The 23,907-nt window shown below is 40.0% G+C and carries 21 protein-coding genes and 1 pseudogene; 13 read left to right on the top strand and 9 right to left on the bottom strand.

Features of this window, described 5'->3' with window-relative positions; translation table 11 throughout:
- Positions 1 to 48: 48 nt before the first annotated feature.
- Positions 49 to 543 carry a leucine-responsive transcriptional regulator Lrp gene (lrp, locus tag HMPREF3129_RS11150; RefSeq protein ID WP_004244566.1) on the bottom strand — a complete coding sequence of 165 codons (495 nt, stop codon included), beginning with the start codon at positions 541 to 543 and terminating at the stop codon, positions 49 to 51.
- 542 nt (positions 544 to 1,085) lie between these two features.
- Between lrp and trxB the strand changes: the two genes are divergently transcribed.
- From trxB to infA, 5 genes are all read left to right on the top strand, one after another.
- Positions 1,086 to 2,045 (top strand): thioredoxin-disulfide reductase, encoded by a 960-nt coding sequence (trxB, locus tag HMPREF3129_RS11145; protein WP_004252032.1) that lies wholly within the window; start codon positions 1,086 to 1,088, stop codon positions 2,043 to 2,045.
- A gap of 141 nt (positions 2,046 to 2,186) precedes the next feature.
- Positions 2,187 to 3,956, top strand: a complete 1,770-nt coding sequence (gene cydD / locus HMPREF3129_RS11140; protein WP_070487035.1) for a heme ABC transporter permease/ATP-binding protein CydD — start codon at positions 2,187 to 2,189, stop codon at positions 3,954 to 3,956.
- Between the two features lie 2 nt (positions 3,957 to 3,958).
- Positions 3,959 to 5,710 (top strand): heme ABC transporter ATP-binding protein/permease CydC, encoded by a 1,752-nt coding sequence (gene cydC / locus HMPREF3129_RS11135; protein WP_004244562.1) that lies wholly within the window; start codon positions 3,959 to 3,961, stop codon positions 5,708 to 5,710.
- A 1-nt stretch (position 5,711) separates the two neighbouring features.
- A complete protein-coding gene (aat, locus tag HMPREF3129_RS11130) occupies positions 5,712 to 6,404 on the top strand; it encodes a leucyl/phenylalanyl-tRNA--protein transferase (RefSeq protein ID WP_004247616.1) in 693 nt (230 codons plus the stop codon).
- A gap of 319 nt (positions 6,405 to 6,723) precedes the next feature.
- Positions 6,724 to 6,942, top strand: a complete 219-nt coding sequence (gene infA / locus HMPREF3129_RS11125) for a translation initiation factor IF-1 (RefSeq protein ID WP_004244560.1) — start codon at positions 6,724 to 6,726, stop codon at positions 6,940 to 6,942.
- A 119-nt stretch (positions 6,943 to 7,061) separates the two neighbouring features.
- Here infA and clpA read toward each other — a convergent pair whose 3' ends face one another.
- Together clpA and clpS are read right to left on the bottom strand one after the other, a co-directional pair.
- Positions 7,062 to 9,356: an ATP-dependent Clp protease ATP-binding subunit ClpA gene (gene clpA, locus HMPREF3129_RS11120; protein ID WP_004244559.1), complete on the bottom strand. Its 2,295-nt coding sequence runs from the start codon at positions 9,354 to 9,356 to the stop codon at positions 7,062 to 7,064.
- A 30-nt stretch (positions 9,357 to 9,386) separates the two neighbouring features.
- Positions 9,387 to 9,701 (bottom strand): ATP-dependent Clp protease adapter ClpS, encoded by a 315-nt coding sequence (gene clpS, locus HMPREF3129_RS11115; RefSeq protein WP_004244558.1) that lies wholly within the window; start codon positions 9,699 to 9,701, stop codon positions 9,387 to 9,389.
- A 289-nt stretch (positions 9,702 to 9,990) separates the two neighbouring features.
- Here clpS and cspD point away from each other — a divergent pair, with 289 nt between their 5' ends.
- A complete protein-coding gene (gene cspD, locus HMPREF3129_RS11110; RefSeq protein WP_004244557.1) occupies positions 9,991 to 10,200 on the top strand; it encodes a cold shock domain-containing protein CspD in 210 nt (69 codons plus the stop codon).
- Positions 10,201 to 10,362: 162 nt separating this feature from the next.
- Here the strand turns inward: cspD and macB are convergent, their stop codons facing one another.
- From macB to HMPREF3129_RS11095, 3 genes and pseudogenes are all read right to left on the bottom strand, one after another.
- Positions 10,363 to 12,306 (bottom strand): macrolide ABC transporter ATP-binding protein/permease MacB, encoded by a 1,944-nt coding sequence (gene macB, locus HMPREF3129_RS11105; RefSeq protein ID WP_036920023.1) that lies wholly within the window; start codon positions 12,304 to 12,306, stop codon positions 10,363 to 10,365.
- Positions 12,306 to 13,415 (bottom strand): annotated as a pseudogene (gene macA, locus HMPREF3129_RS11100) (macrolide transporter subunit MacA). The gene macB and the pseudogene macA overlap by 1 nt, the downstream one beginning before the upstream one ends.
- Before the next feature lie 141 nt (positions 13,416 to 13,556).
- Positions 13,557 to 15,230 (bottom strand): ATP-dependent nuclease, encoded by a 1,674-nt coding sequence (locus HMPREF3129_RS11095; protein WP_020945404.1) that lies wholly within the window; start codon positions 15,228 to 15,230, stop codon positions 13,557 to 13,559.
- Positions 15,231 to 15,575: 345 nt separating this feature from the next.
- Between HMPREF3129_RS11095 and HMPREF3129_RS11090 the strand changes: the two genes are divergently transcribed.
- From HMPREF3129_RS11090 to artM, 6 genes are all read left to right on the top strand, one after another.
- The gene (locus HMPREF3129_RS11090) at positions 15,576 to 16,478 is read left to right on the top strand and encodes a LysO family transporter (protein ID WP_004244553.1); all 903 of its coding nucleotides are present in this window, start codon (positions 15,576 to 15,578) and stop codon (positions 16,476 to 16,478) included.
- A gap of 51 nt (positions 16,479 to 16,529) precedes the next feature.
- The gene (locus tag HMPREF3129_RS11085) at positions 16,530 to 17,984 is read left to right on the top strand and encodes a DUF2867 domain-containing protein (protein WP_036920021.1); all 1,455 of its coding nucleotides are present in this window, start codon (positions 16,530 to 16,532) and stop codon (positions 17,982 to 17,984) included.
- A 115-nt stretch (positions 17,985 to 18,099) separates the two neighbouring features.
- On the top strand, positions 18,100 to 18,828 hold the full coding sequence (gene artP, locus HMPREF3129_RS11080) for an arginine ABC transporter ATP-binding protein ArtP (RefSeq protein WP_012367698.1): 729 nt from the start codon (positions 18,100 to 18,102) through the stop codon (positions 18,826 to 18,828).
- 14 nt (positions 18,829 to 18,842) lie between these two features.
- Positions 18,843 to 19,577, top strand: coding sequence for an arginine ABC transporter substrate-binding protein (gene artJ / locus HMPREF3129_RS11075; RefSeq protein ID WP_004244550.1), 735 nt, complete (start codon positions 18,843 to 18,845; stop codon positions 19,575 to 19,577).
- Positions 19,578 to 19,607: 30 nt separating this feature from the next.
- Positions 19,608 to 20,312 (top strand): arginine ABC transporter permease ArtQ, encoded by a 705-nt coding sequence (gene artQ, locus HMPREF3129_RS11070; RefSeq protein ID WP_004244549.1) that lies wholly within the window; start codon positions 19,608 to 19,610, stop codon positions 20,310 to 20,312.
- The gene (gene artM / locus HMPREF3129_RS11065; protein WP_036920019.1) at positions 20,312 to 20,980 is read left to right on the top strand and encodes an arginine ABC transporter permease ArtM; all 669 of its coding nucleotides are present in this window, start codon (positions 20,312 to 20,314) and stop codon (positions 20,978 to 20,980) included. The genes artQ and artM overlap by 1 nt, the downstream gene beginning before the upstream one ends.
- Before the next feature lie 142 nt (positions 20,981 to 21,122).
- On the opposite strand, the gene rlmC is transcribed toward artM, so the two are convergent.
- The 3 genes from rlmC to HMPREF3129_RS11050 all read right to left on the bottom strand — a co-directional run bounded on the left by rlmC (position 21,123) and on the right by HMPREF3129_RS11050 (position 23,261).
- On the bottom strand, positions 21,123 to 22,256 hold the full coding sequence (gene rlmC / locus HMPREF3129_RS11060; protein ID WP_036920017.1) for a 23S rRNA (uracil(747)-C(5))-methyltransferase RlmC: 1,134 nt from the start codon (positions 22,254 to 22,256) through the stop codon (positions 21,123 to 21,125).
- A gap of 28 nt (positions 22,257 to 22,284) precedes the next feature.
- The gene (locus tag HMPREF3129_RS11055) at positions 22,285 to 22,788 is read right to left on the bottom strand and encodes a type III secretion system chaperone family protein (protein ID WP_004244546.1); all 504 of its coding nucleotides are present in this window, start codon (positions 22,786 to 22,788) and stop codon (positions 22,285 to 22,287) included.
- 170 nt (positions 22,789 to 22,958) lie between these two features.
- Positions 22,959 to 23,261, bottom strand: a complete 303-nt coding sequence (locus HMPREF3129_RS11050; RefSeq protein ID WP_004247610.1) for a YbjC family protein — start codon at positions 23,259 to 23,261, stop codon at positions 22,959 to 22,961.
- Positions 23,262 to 23,431: 170 nt separating this feature from the next.
- On the opposite strand from HMPREF3129_RS11050, the gene HMPREF3129_RS11045 reads away from it, so the two are divergent.
- On the top strand, positions 23,432 to 23,695 hold the full coding sequence (locus HMPREF3129_RS11045) for a GrxA family glutaredoxin (RefSeq protein ID WP_004244541.1): 264 nt from the start codon (positions 23,432 to 23,434) through the stop codon (positions 23,693 to 23,695).
- Positions 23,696 to 23,907: the final 212 nt, after the last annotated feature.

Raw genomic sequence — 23,907 nt, 5'->3', positions numbered from 1 at the left:
AGGAGTGTACCTAACTTTATCCTGTTTTGCACTAACCTATTAGCAGGCTTAGCGTGTTTTAATCACTAGGCGATTGCTTTGTTTTACTTCTTCCATCACCACATAAGTGCGGGTGTCGTTTACACCAGGAAGACGTAATAGCGTTTCGCCTAATAATTTACGATAAGCAGACATATCAGGTACACGAGTTTTCAACAGATAGTCAAAGTCACCAGAAACTAAATGACATTCTTGGATCTCTTCAAGTTTTTGAACAGCCATATTAAATTGTTCAAAGACATCTGGCGCACCACGGTTTAATGTGATTTCCACAAATACCAACAGAGATGCATCTAGGTAATGGGGGTTTAATAGCGCAGTATAACCAGAAATAAATCCTTGGCGTTCTAATCGGCGTACACGCTCTAAACATGGAGTTGGTGATAAACCAACGCGTTTAGACAGCTCAACGTTTGAGATACGACCATCTTTCTGAAGCTCATTTAGAATATTCCGGTCTATTCTATCAAGATCTTTACCCGGACGTTTTTTATTATCAATCATCTCTATACTCTCTTTCTCTTTTTCTCTTACTTTATTTTCCTATACCCATACCTGTACACCTTCAGCATCATATTGAGACCTCGGTATCAAACGGTCAGAGCAAACTACCAATCTATTTTTATTTAATGCCGGATAAAACAATCATTTTATCCAAATTTTTATCTATTCATCTTGCAAAAGCACTATCCTATGCCCTGTCTGTCTAAAAATAATACCTATTACGTCTGAGGATAATTATCTTTTACAGTCATGTTTTCGCAAATGTACAGCGGATTGTCAAAGCAAATGAACAAAAATCAGAACAAGGCGCTATGTTATTGTCTATATATGCAAGATAAACAGCAATTGTAAAGCAAAATGTTTCAGGTTAATTCGATGATGTTAACGCAATATAACTCTATAATTATTAAACTATATTACTATTAACTATTGCTAAAATAGTTAAAATATTATCGCTATTTCCCTTTCTTGGCTTTTTTTAACGTCTTATTTCTCCTACAATCGCTCAATTCGCATCAAGCCTAATCAAAGATGAGGTATCCATGAGCACCATCAAACATAGCAAACTTATTATTTTAGGTTCAGGTCCTGCCGGCTATACTGCAGCAGTTTATGCAGCACGAGCTAACCTAGAACCCGTGCTGATTACGGGTGTTGAAAAAGGAGGACAGCTCACTACCACAACTGAAGTTGAAAACTGGCCTGGCGACCCTGAAGGATTAACTGGTCCTGGTTTAATGGATCGCATGTTTCAGCACGCTGAAAAATTTAATACCGAGATTATCTCTGACCATATCAACAAAGTCGATCTGAAAAACCGACCTTTCCGCCTATTTGGTGATGAACAAGAATATACTTGTGATGCCTTGATCATTGCAACAGGGGCATCAGCACGTTATATCGGTTTACCTTCTGAAGAAGCATTTAAAGGCCGTGGTGTTTCTGCCTGTGCAACCTGTGATGGCTTTTTCTATCGTAACCAGAAAGTTGCTGTTGTCGGTGGCGGTAATACTGCCGTAGAAGAAGCACTGTATTTAGCAAATATCGCCTCAGAAGTGCACCTAATCCACCGTCGCGATTCATTCCGCTCTGAAAAAATCTTAATTGACCGTTTAATGGACAAAGTTAACAGTGGCAATATCATTTTGCATACCGATCGTACCTTAGATGAAGTGTTAGGTGATGATATGGGTGTCACTAAAGTGCGCTTAAAAGATACGAAAAGTGATAAAACCGAAGAGCTAGAGGTCATGGGCGTCTTTATTGCTATTGGTCATAGCCCTAACACGGCAATTTTTGAAGATCAATTAGCCTTAGATAACGGTTACATTAAAGTTCAATCCGGTACGCAAGGCAATGCTACCCAAACATCTATTGAAGGTGTTTTTGCCGCAGGTGATGTAATGGATCATATTTATCGTCAAGCCATTACCTCAGCTGGTACAGGTTGTATGGCTGCTTTAGATGCAGAACGTTACTTAGACGCACTAAAATCTAACTAAAATCCTCACTTCCTTTCAAGGCGCTATTTCAGTAGCGCCTTTTACCATGTAACATACTAGCTTGGTCGTTAAAGAGTAATCATTATTATTCTTGGCGTTTTTGATACTTTGTATCTCACCTGCAGATTTGAATCTTTTCTCATGGATAAAACTAAACAAAATGAATTGGTTCGATGGCTGAAACAGCAAAGTGCTCCAGCCCGCCGTTGGTTACGGCTATCAATGATTTTAGGGGTAGTCAGTGGTTTATTAATTATTGCGCAAGCATGGTTATTAGCCATTCTACTACAAGCGTTCATTATGGATGGGCTAAGTCGTGATACACATACGACTACTTTCCTTATCCTTATCAGCATCTTTATTTTACGCGCTGTCGTGATGGCGATACGCGAACGTGTAGGCTATCGCTGTGGTATGGCGGTCAGACAGCAAATTCGCAAAATAGTACTTGATAGACTTGAAGCGCTAGGCCCTGTATGGGTCAAAGGCAAGCCCGCAGGAAGTTGGGCAACGATTATTCTAGAACAAATAGAAGATATGCAAGATTACTATGCGCGTTATCTACCGCAAATGTATCTCGCCTCTATTGTACCTTTGCTTATTCTTATTACCATTTTTCCTATTAATTGGGCCGCAGGATTAATTCTTTTTGTCACAGCCCCTCTTATTCCTTTATTTATGGCGTTAGTTGGCTTAGGCGCAGCAGATGCTAACCGGCGTAATTTTCTTGCCTTAGGTCGCTTAAGTGGCAACTTCCTTGATAGATTACGTGGTTTGGATACATTGCGCCTATTCAACCGTGGTGATGCAGAAGTAAAACAGATAACGGATGCAACGGAAGACTTTCGTAAGCGAACCATGGAAGTGCTACGTATGGCATTTCTCTCTTCTGGCGTATTAGAATTCTTTACCGCCGTATCCATTGCGGTCGTCGCGGTCTATTTTGGTTTTTCCTATCTTGGAGAATTGAGCTTTGGTGATTATGGGTTAGGCGGGACGTTATTTTCTGGTTTTTTAGCCCTGATCCTTGCCCCTGAGTTTTTCCAACCATTACGCGACTTAGGCACCTATTATCATGCTAAAGCACAGGCGGTAGGTGCAGCTGGCTCCTTGGTTGAGTTTTTAGAAGCCGAAAGTGAACAGCCCCAACCTACGGGTAATCAAACTATTAATACCGACCAAGGTATTGAAATAGTTGCCCAACAATTAGAAATTTTGTCACATCAAGGAGCCAAACTGGCAGGCCCTCTTAATTTTACCATTCATCCCAAACAGCGTATTGCACTGGTCGGGCAAAGTGGCGCAGGCAAGAGCTCATTACTTAATGTATTGTTAGGTTTTTTACCTTATCGTGGCTCGTTAACCGTCAATGGTGTTGAGTTAACTCAACTCTCTCCACAGGCATGGCGACAATGTATCAGCTGGGTGGGACAAAACCCTAACTTACCAGAGCAAACCCTGCTGGATAATATTCGTTTAAGTGATCCGAACGCCAGTGAAGCGAAGATAAATCAAGCTATTGAAAAAGCTTATGTAAGTGATTTTATTAACGAATTACCGGATGGTTTAAACACCATTATTGGTGATAATGCTGCCCGTCTTTCTGTTGGTCAAGCCCAACGTATTGCGGTAGCTCGCGCCCTGTTATCACCTTGTCACTTTTTATTATTAGATGAGCCAGCAGCAAGTTTAGACTCTCACAGTGAACAGCGCGTTATGCAAGCGCTTAATGAAGCTTCATTACATCAAACGACGCTGTTGATTACCCACTTATTAGAAGAAACGATGGAATATGATCAGATTTGGGTAATGGAAAAAGGGCAAATCATTGAAACTGGGACTTATCAGTCACTCAGTCAACAACATGGTGCCTTTGCTCGTCTTCTTGCTCATCGTAAAGAGGAACTTTGATCATGAGAGTACTGCTTCCTTTTCTCGCGTTATACCGTCGTCACTGGTTTATGCTGTTACTGGGTATTTTGTTGGCAATTTTAACATTGTTAGCCAGTATTGGCCTTTTAACACTTTCTGGCTGGTTCTTAGCGGGCACGTCATTAGCGGGTTTTGCGGGCATTTATAGTTTTAACTATATGTTACCCGCCGCTGGGGTACGAGGTGCGGCAATATTTCGTACTGCGGGGCGTTATTTTGAGCGTCTTGTCAGCCATGATGCCACCTTTCGTGTACTCTCACACTTGCGTGTTTTCACTTTTAAGAAAATTTTACCGCTCTCTCCTGGGGGGATCGCCCGTTTTCGTCAAGGTGAATTACTTAACCGTTTAGTGGCTGATGTTGAAACCTTAGATCACCTTTATATCCGGGTGATCTCACCGATAATTGCCGCCTTTGTGGTTATCATGACCATTATGTTTGGGCTTGGGCTTATTGATGCTCGCTTAGCAAATACGCTAGGCGGTATTATGCTCACCCTGCTGGTGGTATTACCTTTTGTATTTTATTATGCCGGAAAGCCCATTGGTCGTGATCTCACAGATCTAAGAGGGCAATATCGCACCGTACTCACCAGTATGTTACAAGGGCAAGCTGAATTAACAATTTTTGGCGCCCTTCCCCGCTTTAGACAAAATTTAGCGCAACTTGAAGCACGCTGGCTGCGCCGTCAAGCACAACAAGCTAACTTAACTGGTTTATCTCAATCGCTAATGATTTTGGCCTCGGGATTAACCGCCACACTGATTTTATGGTTAGCTGCCGATGGTATTGATGCCCACTTTATGCCAGAAGCACTCATCGCTCTCTTTACTTTCTGTGCATTAGCGGCATTTGAATCGCTCGGCCCGGTGACTGTCGCATTTCAACATTTAGGGCAAGTCATGACATCGGCTACGCGTATTACGCATTTAATTGAGCAACAACCCGATGTCACCTTCCCAGCCCAAGGGGGAGAGATAAAACCGAGCGCCTCATTAACACTACGGGATGTCTGCTTTACCTATCCTAATCAACCCATGCCTGTGATCAATCATGTTGATCTCACCATTGAAGCAGGACAACATGTGGCATTACTGGGTAAAACGGGTTGTGGTAAATCAACACTCTTACAATTAGTCAATCGCGCGTTCGACCCCTCTCAGGGCGTGATCACATTAAATCATTTATCTCTTGCTGATTATGATGAAGCGACATTACGTTCAATGATGTCTGTTGTACCTCAACGTGTGCATGTTTTTAGCCATACTTTAAGAGAGAACTTAATTATGGCAAAAGAAGATGCGACAGATGAAGAGCTTACTCATGTTCTCCGCCAAGTGGGTCTTGAACAACTGGTCGAAAATGATGAAGGTTTAAATGCATGGATGGGTGATGGTGGAAGACAGCTTTCTGGAGGCGAACAACGACGTTTAGGGCTGGCAAGAGCCATACTCCATAATGCACCACTAATTTTACTTGATGAGCCAACAGAAGGTCTTGATGCAGATACAGAGCAACAGATCCTCGCGCTATTACAGCAACATTGCCAAGGAAAAGCGGTATTAATGATCACCCACCGACTTTCTGGGCTAGATAAAATGGATAAAATTTGTGTGATGGATGGCGGTCATATTGTCGAAACCGGCACGCATCGTCAGTTATTACAACAGCAAGGTCAGTATGCTAAATTTCATCAAAGACAAGCATTGTTAATGCCACATGATGAGGCGTAATATGCCGTTGTTTCAATTAGATGAACACGATGTGACTTTTCCTGCCCCCCATTTGGCTTTAAAAGAGCCAAGTGGGTTATTGGCAATTGGCGGCGATATTTCCCCTGCTCGTTTGAAAGAGGCTTATCAAACGGGGATTTTCCCTTGGTATACACCCCATGAAACGCCGTTATGGTGGTCACCCGATCCCCGAGCCGTCTTACCCGCAGGAACATTGCATATTGGTCGTACGTTACGTAAGTTTTTACGCCAAGCGCCTTATACCATCACCTTAAATCAGGCATTCTCTGATGTCATTGAGGCCTGTAGTGTACGTGATGAGGGAACTTGGATAGGCCCTGATATAAAAACCGGCTATCGGGCATTGCACCAACAAGGAGAAGCCCATTCTGTAGAAGTTTGGGAGGGCGACGAATTGGTCGGTGGTTTATATGGGGTTAACGTTGGTGCCGTTTTCTGCGGTGAATCAATGTTTAGTCGTCGAAATAATGCTTCTAAATGTGCCTTTGTTGCTTTTTATAACCATTTTCTGCGTTATGGGGGTCAACTATTTGATTGCCAAGTGTTAAACTCTCATACGGCAGCATTAGGTGCGATAGAAATTGCCAGAGATCGCTATTTAGAGGCGCTATCTCGTTGGAAAAAGGTGATTATTGATAAAAAGTGTTGGTATCAGCAATCGTTGGAATTATAATCACCACTCGTTTTTGTAAAGCCCATCAGATTTTAAATAGAATTTCACTGCTGTGGTCTATACAAAAATGCATCTTGCACATCCAAAGTGTGGTTTGGATGTTGTTATTTTATTGCAATAAATACCGCACAATAAAGAATTATGACTTGTGTTATTAACCTTGTTTTTCAGCAACTAAAACACAAGTAACGGTAAGGAATATTAACTTGTTAGCAAAGCAAACATCTTTGTTAACCAATAACATTCCTTTACATAGGACAATATTTTCGGCATTATCTTGCCGTTTAAAAAATATGGTTATTAAAACTTAGAGGATTAGATGGCCAAAGAAGACAACATTGAAATGCAAGGCACTGTACTGGATACTCTGCCAAACACGATGTTCCGTGTAGAATTAGAAAACGGACACGTCGTTACCGCTCATATTTCAGGAAAAATGCGTAAAAACTATATTCGTATCCTGACAGGCGACAAGGTTACCGTTGAGCTGACCCCATATGACCTGAGCAAAGGCCGTATCATCTTCCGTAGCCGTTGATCCCAATCCATTCTCTCCCGCAATATCATCATTTCGGGTGAAAAAAAACACCACAGGCAAAGCATGAATTGATGCTGACCTGTGGTGTCTGCTTTTTAGCCTAAGATAAACCGCTATTATTAAATAACGGTATCTTCTTTTTTAGCCAATTTTTCTTGGCTAGTAAATTGGTACTGTAATTTATTTTCTTGGTCATTTAAGGTCACAGAAACCGAGCCGCCATTAACTAACGAGCCAAACAGAATTTCATTGGCTAATGGTTTTTTCAGATTTTCTTGAATTACGCGAGCCATAGGTCTTGCTCCCATTGCTTTATCGTAACCTTTATCACTTAGCCATTGGCGAGCTTCTTGACTTACCTCTAGCGATACCCCTTTATCATCCAATTGAGCTTGTAACTCGACAATAAATTTATCAACCACCATAGCAATAATATCGGCTGATAGCGCATTAAACCAAATAATGCCATCCAAACGGTTACGAAACTCTGGGGAAAACGCTTTTTTGATTTCAACCATGGCATCAGTGCTATGATCTTGTTCAGTAAACCCTATCGATTTACGTTGCGTTTCATGAACACCCGCATTGGTTGTCATCACCAAAATCACATTACGAAAATCAGCTTTACGGCCATTATTATCAGTAAGTGTTCCGTTATCCATCACTTGTAGCAGAATGTTAAACACATCAGGATGTGCTTTTTCAATCTCATCAAGTAACACTACAGAATAAGGGTTTTTAATCACCGCATCTGTGAGTAATCCACCTTGATCAAAACCAACATAACCAGGAGGTGCCCCAATTAAACGGCTTACCGTATGTCGTTCCATATATTCAGACATATCAAAGCGCAGTAGCTTAATATTAAGCGCTTTCGCCAACTGGACCGTTACTTCTGTTTTACCCACCCCAGTTGGTCCGGCAAATAAGAAAGAGCCAACCGGCTTATTCTCTTGCCCTAAACCTGCTCGGCTCATTTTGATAGATTCAGCCAAGGCATGAATGGCTTGATCTTGACCGAACACCAACATTTTCAATTGGTTATCCAGATTTTTTAGCATTGACTTATCACTGCTAGAAACCGTTTTTTCTGGAATACGGGCAATTTTTGCTACTACCGATTCAATATCAGAGACATTAATCGTCTTTTTACGTTTACTTGGTGCAATTAAACGGGTTTTCGCACCGGCTTCATCAATAACATCAATGGCTTTATCAGGAAGGTGTCTATCAGTAATGTATTTAACTGATAAATCAACAGCTGCCTGAATTGCCTTATTGGTATAACGCACATCGTGATGTGCTTCATACTTCTGACGCAATCCCTTAATAATTAATACAGTTTCATCTGCCGAAGGCTCAATTACATCAATTTTTTGGAAACGACGAGCCAAGGCGCGATCTTTTTCAAAGATCTGACTAAATTCTTGATAAGTGGTTGAACCAATCACACGAATACGACCACTTGATAATAGTGGTTTAATTAAGTTAGCGGCATCAACTTGCCCACCAGAGGCGGCACCAGCACCAATGATGGTATGAATTTCATCGATAAATAAGATACTTTTTTCATCTTTTTCAAGTGTTTTCAATAACGCTTTAAAGCGTTTTTCGAAATCACCACGATATTTGGTTCCTGCTAATAAAGATCCAATATCAAGCGAATAGAGCGTACAGCCTTTCATCACATCAGGCACATCATTTTGTTCAATACGCCATGCGAGCCCTTCTGCAATTGCCGTTTTACCGACACCCGATTCACCGACCAGTAATGGGTTATTTTTACGTCGACGACATAAGACTTGTATCGTTCTTTCTAATTCCGCTTGACGGCCGATAAGTGGATCAATTTTACCCTGACGCGCCAACTGGTTTAAGTTAGTGGTAAAATTATCCATGCGATCATCGCCTTGTGGCATCTCTTGTTGAGATTGTGCATTTATATCGCCCATATCAGACTGATCATCACTGTTTTGTTGATCATCTTTTAAAATGCCATGAGAGATAAAATTAACCACATCAAGACGGCTAACATCATGTTTACGTAGTAGATAAGCGGCGTGAGACTCTTGCTCACTAAAAATCGCCACTAGCACATTGGCACCGGAAACTTCATTTTTACCTGAAGATTGCACATGGAACACAGCACGTTGTAATACACGTTGGAAACTCAAGGTTGGCTGTGTTTCTCTATCGACATGCTCGGGTAAAATAGGTGTCGTTTTACGAATAAAGATTTCAAGCTCTTCGCGTAAGACTGCTAAATCGACTTTACAAGCTTCCAATGCTTCACGCGCCGATTTGTTACTTAATAGCGCCAGCAACAGGTGCTCTACAGTCATAAATTCGTGTCTGTTATCACGGGCTTTCGCGAATGCAATGTTAAGACTAAGCTCTAATTCGTGATTAAGCATAAGCACCTCCTCCTTAAAAGACTCACCGGACTACGCTTTTTCCAGTGTACACAAAAGTGGATGGCCATTTTCTCTGGCGTATTGATTCACTTGTGCAACTTTAGTTTCAGCGATATCCGCACTATAGACACCACACACTCCCTTCCCTTTATGATGAACGTCCAACATAATTTGTGTGGCTTTTTCTTCGTTAAGAAAAAAATACATTGTTAATACTTCTACAACAAAATCCATGGGGGTGTAATCATCATTATTCAAGATCACCTTATACATCGCAGGTGGCTCATTTAACTGAGAGACCTTCTCCCCTAGTGTGGTTTCTGTTAAAAAATCAAACTGACCCATTGTTATGTGTTACTCATTGGTTTGTTAAACGTCACGACTCACTATGACATTCAGTTTACCATCTCATAGGAAAGTCTGCCTATCAACGGTTTTTTATTAACTCTTTTTCTACCAAAATAAATAACAAAGCGTTAGCTACATCAAAGTTTCACCTACTCGGAACATTTTCTTGCTCATCTCCCCCTTGACGATTGAAACAATTAATTAGAGTATGTTTTATGAACAGCTCAGTAAATATACTGAAAGTAATGTTAAGTAAATAAAGACAAGTATATGAGAGAAGCTAAGTATGGAGACAGGTACAGTTAAGTGGTTTAACAACGCTAAGGGTTTTGGTTTCATTACCCCTGCCGCAGGTGGCGAAGATATTTTTGCCCATTATTCATCAATAAGAATGGAAGGCTACCGCACACTGAAAGCGGGTCAGAAAGTTAATTATAGCACAATAAAAGGACCTAAAGGGGATCATGCTGATCTTATCATTCCTATTATCGAATAATGGTTAAGTAAGTATAATGTGGATAATATTTTATCCGCTATCGCCCCTTATTTCGTCCATTTTCACACTTTAAACAGAAAATGACGCTCACATTATCATACCAATAAAAGCCCTTATCTTTTGAAAGATAGGGCTTTGGATCTTTTATAGTCTACCGCTATTTTACTCTCTCGCTAAGGCATCAATAGGGTTCATTTTGGCCGCATTTCTCGCCGGTAAAAAACCAAAAATAACCCCAATTGCTGTAGAGCAAGCAAAAGCACTTATCAGTGCCGTGGGCTGGAAAACAAAATGCCAATTGGGTAGCATCATGCTGGCAAACATAGCAATCGCAAATGAAAGGCTAATACCTAATAATCCTCCCACCAAACACACCAGTACTGACTCAATTAAAAATTGTTGCATAACATCGCTGGCTCGTGCGCCTACTGCCATACGAATACCAATTTCTCGAGTTCTTTCTGTAACAGAAACCAACATGATATTCATCACGCCGATGCCGCCTACCACCAGCGAAATAACCGCCACCAAGGTTAAAAACAGTTGCATAGTTTGCGTGGTTTTTTCAGCCGCTTTAATAAAACTATCAATGTTATAAGTAAAAATATCTTTTTTACCATGTCGGATCGTTAATAAGCGGAGAATTTGTTGCTCAGCAACACTCGCATCATAGCCCTCTTTTACTTTTACCGTGATGTTATCTAAATAACTACGGTTATAAATTCGACTACTTAGCGTACTGTAAGGCACCCAGACACGTAATGACTTATTATCACCAAAAGTGGATTTTTGCTCTGCAACCACCCCTATGATAGTAGAAGGAATATTACGGATAATAATTTGCTCGCCAATCACCGCTTGTTTATTCGGGAAAAAACGATGACGAGTATTTTCATCAATAACGACTACTTGCGCTTGGCGATGGATCATATCAGGCGTAAAAGTGCTCCCCTGTGCAAATTTCAACGCATACACTGAAAAATAATCCTCGTTAACACCAGAAACTGTTGCCGGCGCATCTTGATTACCACGACGTAATCGAGAGCTAAAGTAAATCTGTGGTGTCACTGATTGTATATAAGATTGCTGTTTTAACGCATCAACATCTTGAATGGTTAAGGATTGTTTATCTTCTGGTGAATCACTACCAAGCTCCTTACCCGGATAGATATCAATGGTATTGGCGCCAATCGCTTTTATATCTGCTAAGACCCTATCTTTGGCAGCATCACCAATAACAATAATGGTGACAACAGAGGCAATGCCAATAATGATCCCCAACATTGTTAGCAAGGTACGAATTTTATTCACCACCATTGCTCGCCAAGCCATGTTTAATGCCTGCGTAAAACGCCCAATGACTTGATGAAAATAAGAGGCGGTTTGGATCGCAAGTGGTGCCTTTTTCACTGGTACAGAATGGTGATTATTATTATCGCTAATAATTTGACCATCTTTAATTTCAATAATACGATCGGCTTGTTGGGCAATTAATGGATCGTGAGTGACAATAATCACCGTATGCCCTTGTTGATTTAATTGCTTTAAGATAGCCATTACCTCTTTACCCGATTGGCTATCTAATGCCCCCGTTGGCTCATCGGCGAGGATCACTTCTCCGCCATTCATTAATGCACGGGCAATACTGACTCTTTGCTGTTGACCTCCGGAAAGCTGACTTGGTCGATAGTGAATACGCTCTACTAAACCAAGGCGAGTTAATAGCGCACGGGCGCGCTCTTTTCTTTGCTCTGTACTTTTACCTGCATATATGGCGGGGATCTCCACATTTTGCTCAGCAGTTAAATGCGCCATCAAATGGTAGCGTTGAAAAATAAAGCCAAAATGTTCACGACGTAGCGCAGCCAGTTGGTCACTTTCCATATCTGCCACACATTGCCCAGCCACTTTATATTCACCGCTGCTTGGCTTATCTAGGCAACCTAATATGTTCATTAGCGTTGATTTCCCAGAGCCTGATGCACCAATAATCGCGACCATTTCCCCAGCATTAATCGTCAGTGAAATCTGATCTAGGACCACCGTGTCTTCTTCACCATTGGTATATAAACGGCTTACGTTGTTGAGCTCTAGTAATGCAGACATTATGACTCTCCTGCAATCTCACCGAGGATCACGTCATCATTTTCATTTAATCCACTAATGACTTCTGCATAAACATCTGTACGAATACCGATTTTAACTACGCGTTTTTCAGGCTACCCATTGACGAGAACCTCTACTTGATATTCATTTATGCCTACATCTTCCCCTAATGCTGACAATGGCACTAAGAGAATATCTTTTTTATGCTCAAGGAGAATTTTAACTTGTGCTGTCATTTGTAAACGCAACAAATGTTGTTCATTGGGGACTTCAAAACGTGCATAGTAAAAAATCGCATCATTGATTTTTTCAGGTGTAGGTAAAATATCTTTTAACTTACCATTGAAGGCTTTGTCTGGTGCTCCTAACACAGTAAAAGAGGCTTTAAGATCGGGTTTTAAATAGATAACATCCGCCTCAGAAACTTCGGCTTTTACTAACATGGTATCTAAATCAGCTAATGTTAATATGGTTGGTGCTTCTTGAGCTGCAATGACTGTCTGCCCTTCAAGGGTTTTGATAAAAGTGACCACACCATCCATCGGCGCAGTAATACGGGTATATTGCAAATTAGTTCTTGCGGTATCCAGTGTTGCCTGATTTTTTCTAATTTGTGCTTCATAAGTCGCCACTCGCGCTTTTTTGACTTCAACGTCTGTTTTAGTGCGATCAAGCTCTTCTTGGGCTATAACATGTGTGCCAATCAGCTTTAATTGACGTTGATAAGTCAATTGCGCCAAACGTAATTCGGCTTTAGCTTGCTGTAAATTAGCCGTCAGTTCATTATTAGTTTCTTGAGATTCCGCGACCTCATTTTGTGCTTTTTTCGGATCAATAATCGCCAGCAGATCGCCTTTTTTTACTACATCCCCTTCTTTTACATATAAGGTTTGTAGCTGACCACTCACCTGCGCACCAACATCGACTTTACGTACCGCATCTAATTTGCCCGTTGCTGTGACTTCTTTGGAAAGCTCCCCACGAGTAATTTTTTGTGTTTGATAACTAGGTAAATGCTCTTTCGGCCAGAAAAAAAATAAGCCTATGGCAATAAAAATCAAAATAGCAGCTATAATCTTCCCTTGCTTTTTAGTTAGGAAAAAAGCCATGAAATATCCTTCTTATACAATAAGAGTGAAATAAAAAATAAAGTCCTGTTGGTAATAACCTAAAATCACCCTTAACTTTTTCGATAATAAAAACACAATAAGATATCTATGCCCCTATAAATAGAAGCATAGAAAAATGACTTAATTGGCTTTTCCTCTCGCAAGCCATGCTACCCGAGAAAACATCACCTTTAATAAAGTAGGAATAGCATCAATACCTCGTTGTGCAGCATTATTAGCAACCGTTAAGGCAAGATCAGGCTTTGATGAACGTTGTATCGCTTTTATGATCACACGTCTTACTGGCCATTTTTCATTATCAGGAACACCCGCAACCTCATGATAGACATTGCGAAAACCTTCTTTATATAAATAGTGTTCCATATCTAATGCTGGCAACCGTGTTAATCGGTCACGCTCCGCATCATTTCTTTTTGCGGCAAATTCTTTAACGGTGGCGGCGTATTTTTTACCCGCCTCATCGCCATCAACCAACGTATGCCATTCTATACCCATATAGGTAGCATACTTTAACAGTGGCTTAAGTCCGCACTGCGCAAACTCAATGACTTTGATCCCTTCAGATTCAAAGAAGTAGTTACATTGTCTGGCTAATTCGTTCATTAGCCAGATTTCCGTTTCCCCTTCGACCAATAACCAACAACGAGCAAAGAGTGCAGAAGGTCGGTTATAACGAATATGAAAAGAGATACGACGCTCTTCTTCTGCATGAAGTTGTTTGTCGCCAAGTCGATAAGCGGCAACTTTATCTGTATCACGTACTAATCGACAAACACTTTGTAGTGGTGCTAAGGAGAGTAACTCCCCTGAATTAGTTGTCGTAATGCGTTGCAAAGAAAAGAGATTTAATAATCCCCATGCCACAGAAAGCATAATAGGGTGTAAGCGAGTTTCAGGGTTTTCTACAATCACTATCGGTCTTGCATAAGGATCAAGTTCGACACTGCCTCGTGACTGTAGAATAGAAGAGAACATACCTAAAATAATTAAGCGGATATTGCGCTGATTAGGTTTCGCTAAAATCTTATTAATATTTTCTAGTGCATGCCATCCTCGAATATGTGGCTCACTGACTTTGCGATGTTTCAAATGAGATTTAAACAGTAGCGCACCGTGATCAGCAAAATAGTGTCCTAATAACTGCTGCATTGCATCTAACCCTTCACGTAAATCTTCATCTGATAAATTGTCTGGGTTATTAATTAATGCTTTCGTTAATTCACTCATCTTATTATTAAATGCTTCACGACGAGGCTCGTTATGAGGGTCAATAACTTCTGTTGTTAAATTAGGTATAAAACGCGCATCCTGTAAACGCAATACTGGATAAAGGCGCACAATTTCAGCAATAATCGCTTTGGTCTGTCCATTCGCTAAACGGATCTGTTTACCTTCTTTATCCAGAAAATAACGAAAGGTTTTGACATTTTGCTGCTCATCTAATTCTGCACTAATACGGTAATAAATATGCTTACGAGCGTCCCCATTAGCTATCCATACGGGTGCTAATTTACGAAAACGATACGAGCGATGACGACCAGGACGTGATTCGGTAAAAGTCAGAATAATTTGTAGGTTTTTTTTACTGTTTTCTGGCTCATTAGGTAAACGATGAAAATCTTCTGCTGTAAAAGCATATTGATAAGTTTCGATCCCCAAACTCAAGGTTAACGCATCAAGTAATGAAGTTTTACCCCATGCATTTTCGCCAACCAAAACCGTATTCATATCAAGGGGGAGAGAAAGGCGATTAAGCCCCCGAAATCCTGCTATTTCCACTCTTTCTAAATACATAAATTCCCTCTCAGGTCGCAACTCAGTTGTTATGGTTCATCTATTGCATCTCTATCAACTTTATACGCTTTCTGATAATAATTTTACTTAATGACTTATTTTTATTAAAACACAGTTCCTCATGAGCGTAATAAAATTTACTCAACTATTCGACACATAACTAATCAGCTCATTTTTCAAACAATTAAGGCTATATTAATCAGATCGTGCTAGGCTCTTCTTCTGTAATAAAAATTTTCAACTTATCGCGGTTTCTATATCCACATAACTATTAGCAAATGTTATAATACAATTCGCGTTATTAGTTTATTTTATAATTTTGACAACACACAGTAAGGAATAGAAATGCTATCAGGGTTATTGATTATCCTATTGCCCCTGTTTATAGGGTATTTGATTAAGTTAAACAATCGCCCTTTGCTTCAATTGGCTAACCGTTTACTTAGTGCAATGGTCTATGTGATCCTCTTTTTAATGGGGGTTAGCTTAGCCATGTTAGATAATATTGGTGAAAATTTATTTTCTATCCTTGCCTATGCCAGTGTCTTCTTTATCTGTACTTTTGGTGCCAATCTGCTGTTTTTATGGTTGCTGGATAAAAAAGATCCTTGGCATGTCCCTGCACATAAACAAGCTAAGCCCCCTTCACGTATCAAAATGGTACTCGAATCACTACAACTTTGTGGTGTAGTGGTAGTAGGTTTTTTTGTCGGTTTAACCGGATGGTCAATTTTTGGTTATGCATCTCAAGCCAGCCAAGGCGCACTTATCTTTTTATTATGGCTTGTTGGTCTACAATTACGTAATAGTGGCATGAGTCCAAAGCAGATCTTAATTAATCGTCGCGGTACTACCATTGCAATAGTGATGGCAATAAGTGCCCTTGCAGGTGGTGCATTAGCGGCTTATTTACTCGGATTACCCACAAAAATGGGATTAGCGATAGCCTCTGGTTATGGTTGGTATTCTTTATCGGGGATCGTATTAACCGATGCGTTTGGCCCGGTAATTGGTAGTACCGCTTTCTTTAATGACTTAATGCGTGAATTAGCCGCCATCATGCTAATCCCCATTATTGTTAATCGTTATAGAAATACGGCATTAGGTATTTGTGGTTCAACTTCTATGGACTTTACGCTACCTGTATTACAACGCAGTGGAGGGGTTGCCATAGTTCCTGCTGCAATTGTGCATGGTTTCGTATTAAGTTTGGTCACACCAATCTTAATGGCGTTCTTTACTTCATAGAAAATTTTGTAACAATAGTATTATTACGTCTTTTCTTACAGTGGGTTAACGATGAATCAACAGCGTGTATTGGTATTAGGTGCCAGTGGACATATTGGACAAAATCTTATTCCTGCCTTAATAGCACAAGGCCATCAAGTCACCGCCGGAGCTCGTAGAGTCGATTGGATGATGTCGCAAGGGTGGCAAAATACACGCTGTGTATTTGTTGATTTACACGATCCCAAAACATTACGAGATGTCATCCGTAATACGGATATTGTGTATTACCTTGTGCACAGTATGGGAGATGCCCATAACCTTATCGAACAAGAGCGCCAAGCGGCATTGAACGTCGTCGATGCTTTAGAAGAGAGTGACGTTAAACAAATTATTTTTTTAAGTGCGCTCCAACATAAAGATCAACCCTACTCTCCCCATCTTGTTGCCCGCAAGCTCACGGGAGAAGTACTTAGAACCAGCTCTATTCCTGTGACAGAAATCCGCACCTCTATGATTGTCGGCCCCGGTTCGGCCGCTTTTGAGATCATGCGAGATATGGTATATAACTTACCGATATTAACCCCGCCGCGTTGGGTGCGTTCAAAATCATCCCCTATTGCGTTAAAAAATTTAATTTACTATTTAACAGAAATTATTCATCACCCAACCCATCAACACCGCATTTTTGATGCCGGTGGCCCTGAATATATTAGCTATCAAACACTTTTTGAGCGCTTTATTAACATCTCCGGCAAAAAACGATTACTGATCCCTTTACCGATCCCCGCCAGTATTATTTCTGCTGGGTTTATTAGCCTAATAACTTCAGTACCCACTTCAATCGCCAAGGAGCTTATCCAAGGGCTTAAATACGATCTTCCCGCTAAAGATGCCTCTTTACGCAAACTGATCCCACAAAAGTTAATTTATTTTGATGACGCAGTCAGAGAAACACTCGCAGATGAAGAAGCGGCTTTAGATGATCAAGATTGGGGTTACTCTCCTGAAGTACGTAACCGTTGGAAACCCGGCTATGGCTATTATCCCAAAAATGCCGGATGTACAGTGTCAACACCAGCAAGTGCGGCGGCACTTTGGCATGTCGTTCAGCAAATTGGTGGTGAACAAGGTTATTTTTATGGTAATGCATTATGGAAAACACGTGCTTTATTAGATGATCTTGTCGGCAACAAAGTCACTTATGGACGCCCTCAGCGTGAAACGCTAGCGCTAGGTGATATGATTGATGGTTGGCGGGTAATAAAGTTAGAGCCTGAAAAACAACTGACTTTACTCTTCGGTATGAAAGCCCCCGGTTTAGGGCGCCTCTCTTTTACTATTCACGATAGTGGTAACCTACGCTCATTAGATGTCCGTGCTTGGTGGCATCCTGCTGGTTTTAGTGGTTTACTCTATTGGTTTGCCATGATGCCAGCCCATTTATTTATTTTTAAAGGTATGGCTCAAACCATCTCAACTTGCGCCTATAGATTGGATAAAAATTCACCTAAAAAGCCCGAGTAATCGTCCTAATATCCATTTTTAAGTAAAAAAAGCAATTTTTTATGCACTATTAGTTGCATAATTATTCTCATCGTTTTATCATTTGAAACAGTTAATGACTATTCAAAAAAAACGCATGAGTATTCAATTAAAAAATATAAATTGTTTCTACGGTTCGCACCAAGCACTCTATGATATTAATCTAGAATGTTCTGCTGGTGAAACAATGGTTCTGTTAGGACCAAGTGGTGCGGGTAAGAGCTCTCTAATGCGGGTTCTAAACTTATTAGAAATGCCTCGTTCTGGTGAATTAGACATTGCTGGTCTACATTTTGATTTTGGCCAGCAACCGAATGCGAAAGCGATTCGTACATTACGCCAAAATGTTGGCATGGTTTTTCAGCAATATAATTTATGGCCACACTTAACGGTTCTTGATAATTTAATTGAAGCACCTTGTCGTGTTTTAGGCTTGGCAAAACCGCAAGCTAAAGAAAAAGCGATGAAATTACTTGAGCGTTTACGTTTAAGTGATTATGCACAACGTTTTCCACTGCATTTATCCGGTGGACAACAGCAACGTGTTGCCATTGCAAGAGCATTAATGATGGAGCCTCAGGTACTGTTATTTGATGAACCAACGGCAGCACTTGATCCAGAAATTACGGCTCAAGTTGTTGATATCATAAAAGAGCTTTCTGAAACAGGGATCACACAAGTTATTGTGACCCATGAAGTTGAAATTGCGCGCAAAGCCGCAAGCAAAGTTGTATATATGGAAAACGGCCGTATTATAGAGCAAGGTGATAATCATCATTTCACTGCCCCTCAAACGGAAGCTTTTGCTAATTACTTGTCACACTAAATCGGGATCTGACAATGAAAAAAATATTATTTGCAGCACTTCTGACCAGTATTACACTTTCTGCAACAGCGGCTGATAAAGAGACTATTCGTTTTGCTACTGAGGCAACTTATCCTCCATTTGAAATGATTGATGCAAACAATCAAATCGTTGGTTTTGATGTAGATTTAGCAAATGCCATGTGTGAAAAAATTAATGCTGAATGTACTTTTACCAATCAATCATTTGATAGCTTAATTCCTAGCTTAAAATTCCGTCGTTTTGACGCATTAATGGCGGGAATTGATATTACGCCTGAGCGTCAAAAACAGGTAGATTTTACTGATTCTTACTATGACAACTCAGCGGTCTTTATCACCGTGACAGGTAAAATTTCCGATGTTGCAAGTTTAAAAGGCAAGCAAATTGGTGTCCAAAATGGAACAACCCATCAGAAATTCATCAATGAACAACATAAAGAGATGAAAACGGTGCCTTATGACAGTTACCAAAATGCCGTGTTAGACCTAAAAAATGGTCGTATCGAGGCTATCTTTGGTGATACCGCTGTGGTTAATGAATGGCTGAAAAAGAATCCTGAATTAGGTATTGTTGGTGATAAGGTCACTGATCCTAACTATTTTGGTACAGGCCTTGCTATTGCAGTAAGAAAAGGTAATGCTGATTTACAAGATAAATTAAACAAAGCATTATCTGAAGTAAAAGCCGATGGCACCTATGATGTCATTTATAAAAAATGGTTTGAATAATTATAGTTAATAACAACAATAGCTTAATAAATGAATGAAATAACAACGCTAGCAGGTGCGACCGTGACTACGGTCACACTTGCTATTTCTGCTCTTATTATCGGATTAGTTCTAGCCATGCTGTTTACTGCGTGGGAATCCGCAAAGTGGAAAGCCTTTGCTTTTCTAGGAACTTGCTGGGTAACACTAATTAGAGGACTGCCAGAAATGCTGGTGGTTCTTTTTGTCTATTATGGCACCTTACAAGGTGTCATGATGCTCATGGATGGTATTGAATTAGGTCCTTTCACCTTACAATTTGACTTTGGTGATACTGAATCTTTACCTTTCTATTGTGGTGTTATCGCCCTTTCACTTCTGTATGCGTCTTACGCTTCACAAACTTTACGTGGTGCATTAAAAGCCGTGCCAACCGGACAGTGGGAAGCAGGACAGGCATTGGGTATGGGAAAAATCACCATTTTTTTCCGCTTTATCATGCCTCAAATGTGGCGTCACGCGTTACCCGGACTCGGTAATCAGTGGTTAGTGCTCTTAAAAGATACCGCTTTAGTCTCATTAATTAGCGTTAATGATTTAATGCTACAAACCCAGAGTATTGCCAATCGTACTCAAGAGCCTTTTACTTGGTATAGCATTGTGGCACTTATCTATTTAGCCATTACATTAGTCAGCCAATATATTCTGAAATGGTTAGAGATGAGAACGACCCGATTTGAACGGAGTGCCTCATAATGTGGGATTATATTGTTGATATTTTACCAGGCTTACCGACCAGTTTATCACTGACTTTTGTTGCGCTCTTCGTCGCCTTTACGTTATCGGTATTAATGACTTTTATTTTGGCATTAAAAGTCCCTGTTATTTCACCTATCGTAAAAGTCTATATTACATTGTTTACTGGCACACCTTTGTTGGTACAATTTTTCTTAATCTATTATGGACCAGGACAATTCCCCTCATTAAAAGAATATCCTCTGTTGTGGGAATTATTATCCACACCTTGGTTTTGCGCCATGGTGACATTAGCATTAAATAGTGCGGCTTATTCAACACTCCTTTTCCACGGTGCAGTCAGGGCGATACCTGCTGGACAATGGCAATCCTGCCAAGCTTTAGGTATGTCGCCATTACAAACAGCGAATGTCATCTTACCTTATGCTTTTAAACGCGCCCTTTCTTCTTATTCCAATGAAGTGGTGCTGATTTTCAAGAGTACTTCTCTTGCTAGCACTATCACTTTACTTGAGCTAACCGGTTATAGCCGACAAGTCTTTGGGCAAAATTATGATGTGATGGTATTTGTTGCTGCAGGCATTATTTATTTAGCTATCAATGGAATACTGACACTGTTAATGAGATTAATTGAGAAGAAAGCCTTAGCTTTTGAACATCGTGATTAGTGCTACTTAAATCATTACACCACGTTTTTTGCTTTAAAATTAACCCCCAAAGTTGAACAACCGCTTTGGGGGTTATTAAGTTGTGCTGTTAAAATTATCAAGCGTTAACGACAATAATATGTTATTGCGATTAAATGAGCGTTTAACTTTGTTGTAAAACCAAGAGCGTCAACACTTCATAATGAGCAGTATGAGGGAACATATCAAACAGTTGTACTCTATCGATACGATAATGAGAAAGTTGTTGTATATCTTTTGCCATCGTTTGAGCATTACAACTGGAATAGAGGATAAAACGAGGCTTCATACTATTTAAATAGTCGCATAACGTTTCGCCAATACCTCGTCGTGGCGGATTAACCAGTACTAATTCAGGAACAGACTCTTTTGCTAAAGCAAAACCAGTAGAGTCCAGCGCTTGAAATTCTACATGCTCTAACCCTAATTCATTGGCGGATAAACGTGCACATTCAATCGCTTCTGGACTAATCTCAATGCCTGTTAATTCCGTGTTTTTTTGTGCGCAATGTAAGCCAAACCCCCCTGAGCCACAAAAGAGATCCCATAACCGGTTTATCTGCAACTCTTTGACCCAATGCCCTGCCGTTGCATACAGTGACGCGGCAACATCGGGATTGGTTTGAAAAAAACCTTTCGGGCGAATATGTAACGGAATCTCATTAAAATATTCATCTAAAAAGGTTTTCTCTGTTAATACAATTTCTTGCTCACCTTCCAATATCGCCATATGGACAGGTTGAATATTCACCGAAATAACGGCTAATTGGGGTAATTGAGCCTGTAACCATGGTAATGCTTGGCGAAGTTGCGCCAGTTTTTTTTCTGAGCGCAACACAAAACGTAGCATCATGCTGTGATTGTGGCGACTTTCTGTTAATAAAATAAACTTTAGCTCGCCTCGACGACGTTCCACGTTATAAGGCACTAATCCTGCTTTGGCAATAAAGGTTTTTAATATTGGGAAAACCGGTTCAAAGGAAGCGGGATAGAGTGGGCATTGGCATAAATCAACACCTTCCCCCTCTGGTTTACGTAACCCTAAAATCGGTTTTTCGACACTACCACTTACCACCATTTTCGCTTTATTACGAAATTGAACTTGTTGGCTTTCTACCGGCGCTAATTGAGTAAACGCGTAGTTTTTGGGCAATAGATCTAATAGATTATGTTGTTTTTGATTAATTTGTTCGGAATAAGCAAGAGAAAGCCACTCACAAGAGTGGCAATCACCCGCACTGGAGCGTGCGCATTGCATAAGATTTTGTGACCGTTATAGATAGTAATTAATGTACAGTATATGAAGAGTCTGTTGATGATGATGTTATGTCTAGATCTTCATCTTCTTCATTTTCTTGTCTTTCGCCATACAGAAAATCATTATTAAAGATCTCACTGATCACTTCTGCTGACTGCTCTTCAGCCTTATGTAAAAACAGATCGAACTGATTAAATGATAGTCCCACAGCAATAGGTAAAGATTGGCTCAAAACTAATTTCGGTAAGTTTTCATCGCTAATTTCTAGGAACGTCTTAATAAATAGGGAACTTGCATTAATTTGACTAAGATTTGCCATAACAGGCACTATCGCTGATGGTTTTAATTCAGCAATAGCGGTAAAAACAAGCACATCATCAAGCACATCAATTTTAGCATCAAAAATACCATTGATATATTGAAGATGAGGTAAATGTAACGCCTGACAAGAGTCACATTCATAGAAAGCAATCTGTAATTCATCCAGCCAAGATTTCAGCTGATCCAGATCGATAGTAACAACAGCGTCCATTAAATAACCTTTACGCGCTAAAAATAAGAGTGCTTTTCTGCATTGATGTTATTTTGCCACTTTTTTTCACCAGAAGGCAGTAATAAATAGAAAAACGCCACAAATAAAGTCAAGTGACAAAGAGGCTAAGTCACCTAGTCTCTTTCAATCATCATCATATAAAAGCGTATTTATTTTTCGTTATGTGGCTTTTTCTTTTTATTTTCAGTTGCCTTAGTATCAATACCTAAGAAGGTTAAACGATAGATCGCTCGCCAAACGATATGTATTGCAGGTGGGATCATACAAAGCACCCCTAAAACAACCAAGGTCAATTGCCCTGTATAGGTTGTTAACCATTCCGGTGAAGTCATATATTGATTAATATATAAGTAAGCGATAACCAATAGCACAATACCAATTAGTTCAATAATAATAATTGGCTTTGGCATATCTGATAGTGTTTTCATATCCCGTTTAGAGGGCTTTTCCATGTTGTCTCCGTTCATCACCTTGCACTAGTCCTATATCATCATTCAGCAAATTGATATAATTTATTACACTAAAAGGCAATAACTGTTTTTGTTTATTCGAATAAAAAGGCATAGTATTCACAAATAAAGACTATTATGCCTGAATTTATTTCCTCAATAAGGAGTGTCGTATGTTTGTTGTAATTTTTGGTCGTCCTGGTTGCCCATATTGTGTCCGAGCTAAACAACTTGCTGAAACCTTGTCTGAAAAACGTGATGACTTTGATTTCCGCTATGTGGATATTCAAGCTGAAGGTATTACCAAAGCAGACTTATCAAAAACTGTCGGTAAACCAGTTGAAACTGTGCCACAAATTTTTATTGATGAAAAACACATTGGTGGCTGCACAGATTTTGAAGCTTATGCGAAAGAGCATTTAGGCATCTATAACTAATTTTTAAAACGCTAAAATACTTTATTTATCAATGTGTTTTAGCGTTTTCATTCTTTTTTACCTACTACTTTCTCCGTTGTTTTTTCCCTTTTCAGACCACTTACTAAAAATATTTCTAATTTTTTTCATTAATTGGCGAACTTTCTTTTTAACTCGTAGTCTGAATTAGTGCCACTGCTTTTCTTTGATGTCCCCAAATATTGAGGAGCCCG

It is taken from the genome of Proteus sp. HMSC14B05, from assembly GCF_001808035.1.
Taxonomy (GTDB): Bacteria; Pseudomonadota; Gammaproteobacteria; order Enterobacterales; family Enterobacteriaceae; genus Proteus; species Proteus mirabilis.
The sequence above is the reverse complement of the archived record's forward strand: the minus strand, read 5'-3'. Positions and strand labels throughout refer to the sequence as shown.